Below are 12145 nucleotides of genomic sequence, written 5' to 3' on the forward strand. Positions count from 1 at the left end.
ATGATCAGGTGAAGAAAAGGCGGGCAAGGCGGGCTTGCCCCAGGTATTTAGTTGCGGCCGGCCATCACGCCGCCATCGACGTCCCACACCGCGCCGGTCACCCAGGCGGCCTTGTCGGACAGCAGAAACGCCACCACTTCCGCCACGTCCAGCGGCGTGCCCACGCGGCCGATCGGGTGGAAACCGTTGAAGCCCTGCAGCGCCTCATGGACCTCCGCCTTCGGAATAAAACCTTCGTAGATCGGCGTCTGCACGACGGCTGGCGAGACGGCGTTGACGCGAATCTGCTTCGATGCCAGTTCCATCGCCAGATGCTGGGTCAGCGAGTGCAGGCCGGCCTTGGCCATCGAATACGCTGACGATGGCGTGGCGGCGATCGCCTGCTTGCCCCACATCGAGCCGATGTTGACGATAGACCCAGGGCGTCCGCCGGCGACCAGGTGCGCGGCCACCTTTTGCGTGATGAAGAACAAGGCCTTGTTGAGATTCATATACTGGTCGTAGTCGGCGGCGCCGTGTTCGAGGAACGGTTTGGGGAAGAACACGCCTGCCGCGTTGACCAGCAGATCGATGTCCGCATGCTGTTCGTCCAGCGTTTTGAGCAGCGCGGCCAGGCCCGCGTCGCTCGACAGGTCGGCGGTCACCGCCCACACCGTGCCGAGCGCCGACAATGCCTTGCGCGCCTCTTCGGTTTTCTCTGCGCGGTGGCCGACGATCACGGCGCTGCCGCCTTGCTCCAGTACCACGCGTGCCGTCGCCAGACCCATGCCGCTGGTGCCACCCACGACCAGCAGTTTCTTGCCTTCGAATTGCTTGCTCATTTTCATTCCTTTCCTATGCCCGCCGTCCAGGCAGGCGCTGTTGAAGAAAAACTTCCGGGCAGTTGTGTACTGCCGCGATGCAATGCATTCTGCGCTTGGCGGCGAACGGGAACAAACCAGATTAAATGTCAGTCATTGAAAGAAAAACTTTAGTGGTACGGCTGCGGAGTGACTAAAATAGCCACGCAGAGACGCACAATCACGCGACACCATGGAAGAAAATCATGAAGACACCGATCCATCTGAACGCCTTGCGGGCATTCGAAGCCAGCGCCCGCCACCAGAGCTTTTCAGCCGCCGCCGCTGAACTCAACGTCAGCCCCGCTGCCGTGGGCCAGTTGGTGCGCGCCCTGGAAGACTGGCTGGGCGCGCCGCTGTTCCATCGGCACACGGCGGGCAAGACGCGGCTGGTGGCGACGCAGGCCGCGGAGCGCGCACTGCCGGATTTGCGCGCCGGCTTTGACCGCTTGCTGCTGGGTCTGGAAAGGCTCAAGGAAGGTTCGCTCAACGGGGTGCTGACGGTGACCGTCAGTCCCGCCTTCGCCGCCAAGTGGCTGTTGCCACGGATTGAACGCTTTCAATCGGTCTGCCCGGAAACCGACGTGCGGCTCGATACCAGTCTGAAGCCCGTCGATTTCGTCTCGCAACGCATCGATATCGGCGTGCGCTACGGCACCGGCAACTGGCCGGGACTGAGCGCCGACAAATTGATGGATGAAGAAGTCTATCCCGTGTGTTCGCCCGCGTTTCTGCAACAGCATGCGCCATTGCGGCAGCCGGCCGACCTGGCGCGGCAAACGCTGATTCACGACCTGTCGATGGATGGCCATGGCGATTTTCCAACGTGGGAAGCGTGGCTGCAGAAGGCGGGCGTGCGCGATAGCGCCGCCTCGCGCGGCATGAAGATCAACAATTCGGCGGCGGTGCTGCAGGCGGCGGCCGAGGGCCATGGCGTGGCGCTGGCGCGCAGCGTGATGGCGCATGACGATATCGCCTCCGGGCGGCTGGTACGCCTGTGCGGCGCGATGACTTTTCTTTCGCCGCTGGCCTACTACGTGGTCTACAGGCCGGAGTCCGCAGGCCTGCCGCGCCTGGCGACCTTTCGCGGCTGGCTGCTGGAAGAGGCAGGCAAGCAGGCCGCCGCGGTTGCACGGTAAGCCAGCCGTTGGCCGCCGTGACGCGCAGATAAGCATTGACCGCGTTTGCACGTTTGCGTATATTCATGCACATTCCTGCACGTTTATAAGTTCATATGTCCACCACTCTGCTCCTCAAACAACGCCACGCGCTGATCCAGCAACAATTACATGCCGACGGCAGGGTGCTGGCGCTGGACCTGGCGCGCCAGCTCGATGTGTCCGAAGACACGATACGGCGCGACTTGCGCGAGATGGCGGCGGCCGGCCTGTGCCAGCGCGTGTATGGCGGCGCCCTGCCGCTGGCGCCCGATGGCGGCACCTTGACGCAGCGCAAGCAGGAAGCGCCCGAGCGCAAGGCGCGCCTGGCGCAGGCGGCCGTGTCCCTCGTGCGCACGGGCCAGGTGCTGTTTCTCGATGCGGGCTCGACCAACCTGGCCATCGCCAGCGCCTTGCCGCAGTTGGCGCTCACTGTCATCACCAATGCGCCATCCATCGCCATGGTCCTGATGGAGCGTCCCGAAATCGAGCTGATCATGGCTGGCGGCCGGGTCGACCGCCGCGCCGGCGCCAGCCTGGGTCCGCAAGCGCTGCGCACGGTCGAGCGCATGCATCCCGACCTGTGCTTCCTCGGTGCCTGCGGTGCCGACGCGGACGCGGGCGTGACGGCGTTCAACTATGACGAGGCCGAGTTCAAGCGCAGCATCGCCGGCGCCAGCAAGGCGGTCGTCGTGGCCGTCACCAGCGACAAGCTGGGCACGGCCGCGCCTTTCGGCGTGCTGGCCACGGGCCTGCTGCAGCACCTGGTGCTCGAAGCCGATGCCGACGCTGCCCACGCGGCTGCCTTTGAACGGCTGGGCGTGCAAGTGTTGCGCGCCCGCGCCTGATTTTTCCACCCCGACCTTGAAAAGCGTACCCATGCACCTTACCGGCACCCTGCAACAACGCGCGACGCGCCTGGTCTTCTTCGCCGCCGGCCTCGGCATGGCCGCCTGGGCACCCCTGGTTCCCTACGCCAAGTCGCGCCTGAGCCTCGATGAAGCGACGCTGGGCATCTTGCTGCTGTGCCTGGGCGCCGGCTCGCTGTGCGCGATGCCGTTTACGGGCATGCTCACGGCCCGCTTCGGCTGCCGCAAGGTCATCGTCGGCGCCGGCCTGCTGCTGACCGCCATCCTGCCCGGCCTGGCGCTGGCCGCCACGCCGCTGCAACTGGGCCTGGTGCTGCTGGTGTTCGGCGCAGCCATGGGCACATTTGACGTGGCCATCAATATCCAGGCCGTGATCATCGAAAAAGCCAACGGCGGCGCCATGATGTCGGGTTTTCATGCGCTGTTCAGCGTGGGCGGCTTTGCCGGCGCGGCCTGCATGGCCCTGCTGTTGTGGCTGGGACTGACGCCGGCCTGGTCCTGCGCGGTGGTGATGCTGCTGCTGTGCGGCGTGCTGGGCGCGGCGCAAGGCCATCTGCTGCCGACGGCGTCCGCCTCCGGCGAAAAGACGCCGCTGTTCGTCATGCCGCATGGCGCCGTCATTTTCATCGGTCTGCTGTGCTTTATCGTCTTCCTGGCCGAAGGCGCGATTCTCGACTGGAGCGCCCTGTTCCTGACCACCACGCGCGGCGTGGAAGAAGCCAAGGGCGGTCTCGGCTACGCCGCCTTCGCCATCGCCATGACGGTGGGCCGCTTCACAGGCGACAAGGTGGTCACACGCTTTGGCGGCAAGCGGGTACTCACTATTGGCGGCTTGTGCGCGGCGGCAGGCTTCTTCCTGGCCGTGCTGGCGCCGCATGCCAGCCTGGCCATGGCCGGCTTCGTGCTGATCGGTCTGGGCGCGGCGAACATCGTGCCCATCCTGTTCACGGCGGCGGGCCAGCAACATGCCATGCCGGCCAGCCTGGCGGTGGCGGCCATCACCACCATCGGCTATGCGGGCATCCTGGCCGGTCCGGCCGTGATCGGCTTCGTGGCGCACGCCACCAGCCTGAATATCGCCTTCGCCATGCTGGGCGCCGCCCTGCTGCTGGTGGCAGCCAGCGCGCGCCTGGTGGCGCCGGCCAAACAACGTTCCTGATCCTCCTTCTGCCTGTCGGACGATGCTAAAAAAGCGCCGCCCGACAGCGCCCAAATCGGCTCGACGGGCCTGCGGCATGGTAAGCTTCGACCCCGCGCACATTGCGGGCGCCACGCACACACCCCATCCTGTCAATTACACCCTTGTATACATCTATGGATCTCATTCTTGCGCTAAAAGCCATCATCATGGGGCTGGTCGAAGGTTTTACCGAATTCTTGCCGATTTCGTCCACAGGACATCTGATCCTGGCCGGCAGCCTGCTCGACTTTACCAAGGATGTCTCGAAAGAAGTCATGGATGTCTTCGAGATCGCCATCCAGGCCGGCGCCATCCTTGCCGTGTGCTGGGAATACCGCCAGCGCATCGGCAGCGTGCTGTCTACCTTCGGCAGCGAAGCGAAGTCGCGCAAGTTCGTGCTGAACGTGGCCATCGCCTTCCTGCCACTGGCGGTCATCGGACTGGCTATCGGCAAGATGATCAAGCATGCGCTTTTCAAGCCCGTTCCGGTCGCCATGGCCTTCATCATCGGCGGCATCGTGATTTTGCTGGTGGAGCGTCGCGCGCGCACCAATCCCGTCACCGTGCGCGTCAACTCGGTCGACGAAATGACGCCGTTCGACGCATTGAAAGTGGGCTGCGCGCAGGCCTTCGCGCTGATTCCCGGCACCAGCCGTTCCGGCTCGACCATCATCGGCGGCATGCTGCTGGGACTGTCGCGCAAGACGGCTACCGAATTCTCGTTCTTCCTGGCCATCCCCACCCTGCTGGCGGCCACCGCCTATTCTCTGTATAAAGCGCGCGACATCCTGTCGGCCACCGACGTGCCCCTGTTCGGCCTGGGCACCGTGGCCGCCTTCATTTCCGCCTTCCTGTGCGTGCGCTGGCTGCTGCGCTATATCAGCTCGCACGACTTCACGTTTTTTGCCTGGTACCGCATTGTGTTCGGCTTGCTGGTGTTGGCCAGCGCCCACTACGGCTGGGTTGTTTGGGCAGAATAAGGCACTATGAATCAAGATCTTAACCAGCGCGCGCTGCACCTGCTGCAAACCGTTTTCGGCTACCCGGCCTTCCGCGGCCAGCAAGCCGACATCGTCGACCACGTCAGCCATGGCGGCGACGCGCTGGTGCTGATGCCCACGGGCGGCGGCAAGTCGCTGTGCTACCAGATTCCCGCACTGCTGCGCGATGGCGTCGGCGTCGTCGTCTCGCCGCTGATCGCACTGATGCAGGACCAGGTGGACGCGCTGGAAGAAGTCGGCGTGCGCGCCGCCTTCCTGAACTCCACCCAGACCTACGAAGAAGCGAGCCGCATCGAGCGCCTGGTGCGCACGGGCGGCATCGACGTCGTCTACGTGGCGCCCGAGCGCCTGATGACGCAGCGCTGCCTTGACCTGTTCCAGGCGTCGAAGATCTCCCTGTTCGCCATCGACGAGGCGCACTGCGTAGCCCAGTGGGGCCACGACTTCCGTCCCGAATACATCAAGCTGTCGGTGCTGCACGAGCAGTTCCCGGACGTGCCGCGCATCGCGCTCACGGCCACGGCCGACCCGCAGACGCGCGCCGAAATCGCGCTGCGCCTGCAGCTGGAAGACGCGCGCCAGTTCGTCTCGTCCTTCGACCGCCCGAACATCCGCTACCAGATCGTGGAAAAGGCGAATGGCCGCAAGCAGCTGCTCGACTTCATCAACACGGAACACGCGGGCGACTGCGGCATCGTGTACTGCCTGTCGCGCAAAAAGGTCGAAGAGACGGCGGAATTTCTGAACCAGAGCGGCATCCGCGCCCTGCCCTACCACGCCGGCATGGAGTACGCCAAGCGCAGCGCCAACCAGGCGCGCTTCCTGCGCGAGGAAAACATCGTCATGGTCGCCACCATCGCCTTCGGCATGGGCATCGACAAGCCCGACGTGCGCTTCGTCGCGCATCTGGATCTGCCGAAAAGCATCGAGGGCTATTACCAGGAAACGGGGCGCGCGGGCCGCGACGGCATGGCCGCCAACGCCTGGATGGCGTACGGCTTGCAGGACGTGGTGCTGCAGCGGCGCATGATTGACGAATCGGAAGCGGACGACACCTTCAAGCGCGTGCTGGGCGTGAAGCTCGACGCCATGCTGGGCCTGTGCGAAACGCTCAGCTGCCGCCGCATGCGATTGCTCGAATACTTCGGCGAACCGGCTTCGCCGTGCGGCAATTGCGACACCTGCCTGGTGCCGCCCGTGTCGTTCGACGGCACGGTGCCCGTGCAAAAACTGCTGTCGGCCATCTACCGCGTCGACCAGCGCTTCGCCGGCGGCCATGTGATCGACGTGCTGCGCGGCGTGGAATCGGAACGCATCAAGACCTGGCACCACGATTCGCTGTCGGTCTTCGGCATCGGCTCGGACCTGGGCGAAGCGGAATGGAAATCGATTTTGCGCCAGGCCATCGCGCTCGGTCTCGTCTCGGTCGACCATGAACAATACAGCTCGCTGAAACTGACGGACGCCTCGCGCCCCGTGCTCAAGGGCGGCCAGAAGGTGCAGCTGCGCCAGTACCAGAAACCGGTGAAAACCAGCAAGCGCAGCACCAGCGTGGCGAAGGGTTATGTCGAGACGGACTTGTCCACCAGCGAGCAGGCGATCTTCGACAAACTGCGCTGGTGGCGCGTAGAGACGGCGCGCACCCACAACGTGCCCGCCTACGTGATTTTCGTCGACGCCACCCTGCGCGAAATCGCCAAGGCCAAGCCCACCTCGCTCGAGCAGATGCGCGGCGTGAGCGGCGTGGGCGAGAAAAAACTGGCCTCGTACGGCGACGAAATCGTCGCCATGATCCTGGAGATGATTTGATGGAAGCACTCTCGCCCGACCTGATTTACCAGGCCGTGAAAATCCTCGGCGCCCAGCCTGACGCCGAAGACGCGGTGGAAGCGCAAGTACGTACCCTGGTCGGCGACGACCTGACGGTGCGTCGCCTGGCCGACGTGGTACCGGAAGCCTTCGGCCTGGTGCTGGCCTCGCACCTTCCCGGCGCCGAAAACATGACCTTGCCCGCCACCTTCCGCGCCCAGGACGAGGACGGCGAATGGGTGGAGTTCCCCTTGCGCCGCGAGCCGATCTTTGTCGTCGCCGCGGATATCGCCCAGCATACTTTCCACAACGGCCCGCGCGCCCTGATAAAAAATCTCGCCGACCGCAGCTCCTTGCTGTCGGCCATCAACAAGGCCTTGAACGCGGGCGGCTCGCTCGATGGCACGACCCTGGGTCCGCCCTCCTTCTTCGGCCTGCCGGCATCGCTGTACCGGCCGGCGGCATCGGCCGAGACGCCCTGACCACTCCACCTAGCCCCTGCCCTTGACAAGAGAACGCCGCCGCGATGGAAACCAAATGGCTGGAAGACTTCATCTCGCTCGCTGAAACGCATAATTTCAGCCGTTCCGCGGCCCTGCGCCACGTGACCCAGCCGGCCTTTTCGCGGCGCATCCAGTCGCTGGAAAACTGGCTCGGCATTGACCTGGTCGACCGCACCTCGTACCCGACGCGGCTGACGCCCGCTGGCGCCGTGTTCTACGAGCAGGCGCTGGAAATGCTGGGGCAGATCAACGGCGTGCGCGCCCTGTTGCGCGGCAAGCGCGCGGCCACGCAAACGAGCGTCGACTTCGCCGTGCCGCACACCCTGTCGCTGACCTTCATGCCGAAATGGCTGACGGCGCTGGAAGAAGGTTTTGCGCCGATCAACAGCCGTTTGATGGCGCTGAACGTGCACGACGCCGTACTGCAGCTGGTCGATGGCGGCTGCGACCTGCTGCTGTGCTATCACCATCCGCGCCAGCCGGTGCAGCTCGATCCGGGCCGCTACGACATGCTGGTGATGGGCCGCGAAACCCTGCGCGCATATGCGCGCTGCGGCCAGGACAAGGTGCCGGACTTCGTCCTGCCCGGCAGCGCCAGGGAGCCGCTGCCCTTCCTCTCCTACACCAACAATGCCTATCTGGGTCGCATGGTGGAACTGCTGCTGGCCGACGCCAAAGCGCCCCTGTTTTTGGAAACCTGCTACGAAACGGACATGGCCGAAGGCTTGAAAATGATGGCGCTGGAAGGCCGCGGCATCGCCTTCCTGCCCGAATCTGCCGTCATGCGCGACGTCAAATACAAGCACCTGGCACGCGCCGACGGCGGCGCGCCTGGCTGGGAAATCGAGCTGGAAATCCGCTTGTACCGCGAGCGCCCGTCCAGCCTGCGCCCCGGCAAGCAGATCGTCGAAAGCCTGTGGCAATACCTGGTGCAGGCGCAGGAAAGCGCCGCGCGCAGCGGAAAAAAACGCCGGCGCGCGGCTGTCACCACCATTCCATCCTGACCTCCTAACTATGCAATAAATGCATAACCGGATGCGCACAAAGCATTGGCCGGGGCATGAGGCTATCGCCTACGATGCGGTTCCGCTGCGCGCAACTCAATTGATTGCGCCTACCACAGCATTTTTGAATGCCAGCAAAAATCGTAGCGAGCGGCAGTGATTTGTGGCCGAGAAGCGCAGCTGTACGAAGGTACAGCGAGCATCGCCGGCCGCAAAGCACGACGCGCAGTAGATTTTTCGGCATTACACCACCGTTTTGTCCAGGAGCTTATCAAGCATGACCAGCAAGCACGCACTTCCTTCCTACCTCAATCCTGAAGACCTGGGCCCATGGGGCGTCTACCTCGAGCAGATCGACCGCGTTACGCCGTACCTGGGCAACCTGTCGCGCTGGGTGGAAACGCTGAAGCGTCCAAAGCGCATCCTGACGGTCGACGTGCCTATCGAGCGCGATGACGGCACCATTGCCCACTACGAAGGCTACCGCGTGCAGCACAATCTGTCGCGCGGCCCGGGTAAAGGCGGCGTACGCTTCCACCAGGACGTGACCCTGTCGGAAGTGATGGCGCTGTCGGCCTGGATGACGGTCAAGAATGCAGCGGTCAACGTGCCATACGGCGGCGCCAAGGGCGGTATCCGTGTCGATCCGAAGACCCTGTCGCGCAACGAACTGCAACGCCTGACGCGCCGCTACACGAGCGAGATCAGCATGATCATCGGACCGAACAAGGATATCCCGGCGCCGGATGTCAACACGAATGAACAAGTCATGGCGTGGATGATGGACAGCTACGCCATGATCGGCGGCAATATGTCGACCGGCGTGGTGACGGGCAAACCGATCTCGCTGGGCGGCAGCCTGGGTCGCCGCGATGCGACGGGCCGCGGCGTATTCGTCGTCGGTTGCGATGCGGCCGCCAAGGTCGGCATGTCGCTCGAAGGCGCGAAAGTCATCGTGCAAGGTTTCGGCAACGTGGGCGGCGTCGCTGCACGCATGTTCGCTGAAGCCGGCTCGAAAGTGGTCGCGGTACAGGATCACAAAACCACCGTCGTGCATTCCGGCGGCTTGAACATCCCGCAATTGCTGGCACACGTGGCCGAAGTGGGCAGCGTCGAAGGCTTCCCGGGCGCCGAGGCATTCGTGCCGCGCGAAGATTTCTGGGGCATCGATTGCGACATCCTGATTCCGGCCGCGCTGGAACAGCAGATCACGGCCGAACGCGCACAAGTCATCCGCGCCAAGATCATCCTGGAAGGCGCCAACGGCCCGACCCTGCCTGCAGCGGACGACATCCTGACCGACCGCGGCGTGCTGATCGTGCCGGACGTGCTGGCCAACGCCGGCGGCGTGACCGTCAGCTACTTCGAGTGGGCGCAGAACTTCTCGAGCTTCTTCTGGACGGAAGAAGAAATCAACAGCCGCCTGACCCGCATCATGCGCGAAGCGTTCGACGCGGTATGGCAAGTGTCGCAAGAGAAGAAAGTGTCGATGCGTACCGCCACCTTCATCCTGGCGTGCACGCGCGTGCTGCAGGCTCGCGAAGTACGCGGCCTGTATCCATAATGGCTGCCTGAGAAAATGCCTGGGGCGTTGTTGCCTGCCCCTCGCCGTACTGGCGTACTGTCTTCGGATTTGCGCCTGGCCCCAGACATTTTTCAGGCGCCAAATGGCTGCCTGAGAAAATGCCTGGGGCGTTGTTGCTTCGCCTCGCCGTACTAGCGTACTGTCTTCGGCTTTGCGCCTAGCCCCATACATTTTTCAGGCGCCATTGAGTTACTGGCGCTGTTAAAAAAATCCCGCCACACTTGCGTGTGAGCGGGATTTTTTGTATCTGACGGACTTTTTTACGCCGCGTAGCCTTGCGGATTCTGGTGCTGCCAGCGCCAGTGGTCGCGGCACATGTCGTCGATATTTTTCTGCGCTTGCCAGCCCAGCAATTGCTTCGCCTTGTCGGCCGAGGCGTAGCAGCTGGCGATGTCGCCGGGGCGGCGCGGCACGATGTCGTATGGCACCTTGCGGCCGCTGGCGGCCTCGAAGGCGCGCACGGTATCGAGCACGCTATAACCGTGACCCGTGCCCAGGTTGACGGTAAAGCCGCCCTCGGTGGAGAACAGGCGGTTCAACGCCGCCACATGGCCCAGCGCCAGGTCGACCACGTGGATGTAGTCGCGCACGCCCGTGCCGTCCGGCGTGTCGTAGTCGTTGCCGAAGACGGCCAGCCGCTCGCGGCGGCCGACGGCCACCTGGGCGATGAAAGGCATCAGATTGTTCGGGATGCCGGCCGGATCTTCGCCGATCAAGCCGCTGGCATGCGCGCCGACGGGATTAAAGTAGCGCAATACACCGACTTGCCATTGCGCATCGGCATGCACGAGATCGGCCAGGATCTCCTCGACCATCAGCTTCGAGCGGCCGTACGGATTGGTCACGGACAGGCGCGACGATTCCACGATCGGCAAGGCTTCCGGATCGCCATACACGGTGGCCGACGAGCTGAACACAAAACGCTTCACGTTCGCCGCCGCCAGCACTTCCAGCAGCGCCACGGTGCCCGACACATTGTTATCCATGTACATCAGTGGCTGCGCCACGGATTCGCCCACGGCTTTCAAGCCAGCGAAATGGATCACCGCATCGATGGCATGCTCGCGCAAGACGGCGGCCATGGCCGTGCGGTCGCGCACGTCCGCTTCATAGAAGGGCACGCTTTTGCCGGCAATGCGCTCCACGCGCGCCATCGCTTCGCGCGCGCTATTGCACAGATTATCCACCGCGACCACCTCAAAACCGGCAGCCAGCAATTCGATACAGGTATGCGAACCGATGAAACCGGATGCGCCGGTCACGAGTATTTTCTTGGACATAATATCAATCAATGCAAAAAAGATAAGACTAGCGGAATTTCCCCGCTTTGCCAAGCCCGCACAAGGCTGCGCAAGTAATAAAAAAGCCCGCCGCATTGCTGCGGCAGGCTTCATTTTTATGCAAATGGCAGGGGTGGGCAAGCCGCCATAATGCGTTTATTTCTTGATGAACACCAGATCCCACACCCCATGGCCCAGCTTCAAACCGCGGTTTTCAAACTTGGTCAGCGGACGATATGCCGGTTGCGGCGCATAAGCATCGGCGCTATTGCGCAGTTGCGGCTCGGCGCCCAGCACGTCCAGCATTTGCACCGCGTAATCTTCCCAATCGGTGGCGCAATGCAGATAGCCGCCCGGCGCCAGGCGGTCGGTCAATTGCTTGACGAATGGCGACTGGATCAAACGGCGCTTGTTGTGGCGCGCCTTGTGCCATGGATCGGGAAAAAACACATGGATGCCGGCCAGCGAATTGGCGGGAATCATGTGCGTGAGTACTTCCACCGCATCGTGCTGCAGCAGGCGCAGATTCGTCAGCGACTCTTCGCCGATCAGCTTCAGCAGGCTGCCGACGCCAGGCGTGTGCACTTCGACGCCGATGAAATCCTTCTCCGGCATGGCTTTGGCGATATGCGCCGTCGTCGCGCCCATGCCAAAACCGATTTCCAGGATCACGGGCGCCTTGCGGCCGAACACCTGCTCGAAGTCCATGGACTCCTTGGCGAATGGCAACAAGAACTGCGGCCCCAAGGTCTCAAGCGCGCGCGCCTGCGCGACAGACAGCCGTCCCGCGCGGGTGACAAAACTGCGGATGCGGTGTTCGGTCGGATCGTACATCATCGGCCGCGCCGGGCCGTTTGCTGGGGTATCAGAAGACATGGGAATGGAGAAATAAGTAGCCGCGCCGCATCAAGCCAGGCG

12 protein-coding genes are annotated in these 12145 nt (G+C 63.5%); 9 read left to right on the plus strand and 3 right to left on the minus strand.

Features of this window, described 5'->3' with window-relative positions; all coding sequences use genetic code 11:
• Positions 1 to 47: 47 nt before the first annotated feature.
• A complete protein-coding gene (locus tag JAB4_RS27740; protein ID WP_070220755.1) occupies positions 48 to 821 on the minus strand; it encodes an SDR family oxidoreductase in 774 nt (257 codons plus the stop codon).
• 224 nt (positions 822 to 1045) lie between these two features.
• Here JAB4_RS27740 and gcvA point away from each other — a divergent pair, with 224 nt between their 5' ends.
• From gcvA to JAB4_RS27780, 8 genes are all read left to right on the plus strand, one after another.
• On the plus strand, positions 1046 to 1978 hold the full coding sequence (gcvA, locus tag JAB4_RS27745) for a transcriptional regulator GcvA (protein ID WP_070220488.1): 933 nt from the start codon (positions 1046 to 1048) through the stop codon (positions 1976 to 1978).
• A 95-nt stretch (positions 1979 to 2073) separates the two neighbouring features.
• Positions 2074 to 2844 (plus strand): DeoR/GlpR family DNA-binding transcription regulator, encoded by a 771-nt coding sequence (locus JAB4_RS27750; protein WP_070220490.1) that lies wholly within the window; start codon positions 2074 to 2076, stop codon positions 2842 to 2844.
• Between the two features lie 31 nt (positions 2845 to 2875).
• On the plus strand, positions 2876 to 4024 hold the full coding sequence (locus JAB4_RS27755; protein WP_070220492.1) for an MFS transporter: 1149 nt from the start codon (positions 2876 to 2878) through the stop codon (positions 4022 to 4024).
• Positions 4025 to 4179: 155 nt separating this feature from the next.
• Positions 4180 to 5025, plus strand: a complete 846-nt coding sequence (locus JAB4_RS27760; RefSeq protein WP_070220493.1) for an undecaprenyl-diphosphate phosphatase — start codon at positions 4180 to 4182, stop codon at positions 5023 to 5025.
• Between the two features lie 6 nt (positions 5026 to 5031).
• A complete protein-coding gene (recQ, locus tag JAB4_RS27765; RefSeq protein WP_070220494.1) occupies positions 5032 to 6855 on the plus strand; it encodes a DNA helicase RecQ in 1824 nt (607 codons plus the stop codon).
• Complete coding sequence (locus JAB4_RS27770) at positions 6855 to 7337, plus strand: hypothetical protein (RefSeq protein ID WP_070220495.1); 483 nt, start codon at positions 6855 to 6857, stop codon at positions 7335 to 7337. Before recQ ends, JAB4_RS27770 begins: the two co-directional genes overlap by 1 nt.
• Positions 7338 to 7381: 44 nt before the next feature.
• Positions 7382 to 8362, plus strand: a complete 981-nt coding sequence (locus JAB4_RS27775) for a LysR family transcriptional regulator (protein ID WP_070220496.1) — start codon at positions 7382 to 7384, stop codon at positions 8360 to 8362.
• A 277-nt stretch (positions 8363 to 8639) separates the two neighbouring features.
• Complete coding sequence (locus tag JAB4_RS27780; RefSeq protein WP_070220497.1) at positions 8640 to 9926, plus strand: Glu/Leu/Phe/Val dehydrogenase; 1287 nt, start codon at positions 8640 to 8642, stop codon at positions 9924 to 9926.
• A 281-nt stretch (positions 9927 to 10207) separates the two neighbouring features.
• Here the strand turns inward: JAB4_RS27780 and galE are convergent, their stop codons facing one another.
• Complete coding sequence (gene galE, locus JAB4_RS27785) at positions 10208 to 11227, minus strand: UDP-glucose 4-epimerase GalE (protein ID WP_070220498.1); 1020 nt, start codon at positions 11225 to 11227, stop codon at positions 10208 to 10210.
• Between galE and JAB4_RS27790 the strand changes: the two genes are divergently transcribed.
• Complete coding sequence (locus tag JAB4_RS27790) at positions 11187 to 11378, plus strand: hypothetical protein (RefSeq protein ID WP_175444709.1); 192 nt, start codon at positions 11187 to 11189, stop codon at positions 11376 to 11378. The two genes, galE and JAB4_RS27790, sit on opposite strands and share 41 nt — an antisense overlap.
• A gap of 5 nt (positions 11379 to 11383) precedes the next feature.
• On the opposite strand, the gene trmB is transcribed toward JAB4_RS27790, so the two are convergent.
• Positions 11384 to 12064 carry a tRNA (guanosine(46)-N7)-methyltransferase TrmB gene (gene trmB / locus JAB4_RS27795; RefSeq protein ID WP_070220500.1) on the minus strand — a complete coding sequence of 227 codons (681 nt, stop codon included), beginning with the start codon at positions 12062 to 12064 and terminating at the stop codon, positions 11384 to 11386.
• Between the last annotated feature and the right edge of the window lie 81 nt (positions 12065 to 12145).

Source organism: Janthinobacterium sp. HH102 (assembly GCF_001758625.2).
GTDB lineage: Bacteria > Pseudomonadota > Gammaproteobacteria > Burkholderiales > Burkholderiaceae_D > Janthinobacterium.

What these genes read in the sequence shown, in the direction of transcription:
- trmB (WP_070220500.1), bottom strand. Translation starts at nt 12,064, where the DNA reads ATGATGTACGATCCGACCGAACACCGCATCCGCAGTTTTGTCACCCGC.
- JAB4_RS27770 (WP_070220495.1), top strand. Translation starts at nt 6,855, where the DNA reads ATGGAAGCACTCTCGCCCGACCTGATTTACCAGGCCGTGAAAATCCTC.
- JAB4_RS27790 (WP_175444709.1), top strand. Translation starts at nt 11,187, where the DNA reads ATGAAACCGGATGCGCCGGTCACGAGTATTTTCTTGGACATAATATCA.
- JAB4_RS27775 (WP_070220496.1), top strand. Translation starts at nt 7,382, where the DNA reads ATGGAAACCAAATGGCTGGAAGACTTCATCTCGCTCGCTGAAACGCAT.
- JAB4_RS27780 (WP_070220497.1), top strand. Translation starts at nt 8,640, where the DNA reads ATGACCAGCAAGCACGCACTTCCTTCCTACCTCAATCCTGAAGACCTG.
- gcvA (WP_070220488.1), top strand. Translation starts at nt 1,046, where the DNA reads ATGAAGACACCGATCCATCTGAACGCCTTGCGGGCATTCGAAGCCAGC.
- JAB4_RS27740 (WP_070220755.1), bottom strand. Translation starts at nt 821, where the DNA reads ATGAGCAAGCAATTCGAAGGCAAGAAACTGCTGGTCGTGGGTGGCACC.
- JAB4_RS27750 (WP_070220490.1), top strand. Translation starts at nt 2,074, where the DNA reads ATGTCCACCACTCTGCTCCTCAAACAACGCCACGCGCTGATCCAGCAA.
- recQ (WP_070220494.1), top strand. Translation starts at nt 5,032, where the DNA reads ATGAATCAAGATCTTAACCAGCGCGCGCTGCACCTGCTGCAAACCGTT.
- JAB4_RS27760 (WP_070220493.1), top strand. Translation starts at nt 4,180, where the DNA reads ATGGATCTCATTCTTGCGCTAAAAGCCATCATCATGGGGCTGGTCGAA.
- galE (WP_070220498.1), bottom strand. Translation starts at nt 11,227, where the DNA reads ATGTCCAAGAAAATACTCGTGACCGGCGCATCCGGTTTCATCGGTTCG.
- JAB4_RS27755 (WP_070220492.1), top strand. Translation starts at nt 2,876, where the DNA reads ATGCACCTTACCGGCACCCTGCAACAACGCGCGACGCGCCTGGTCTTC.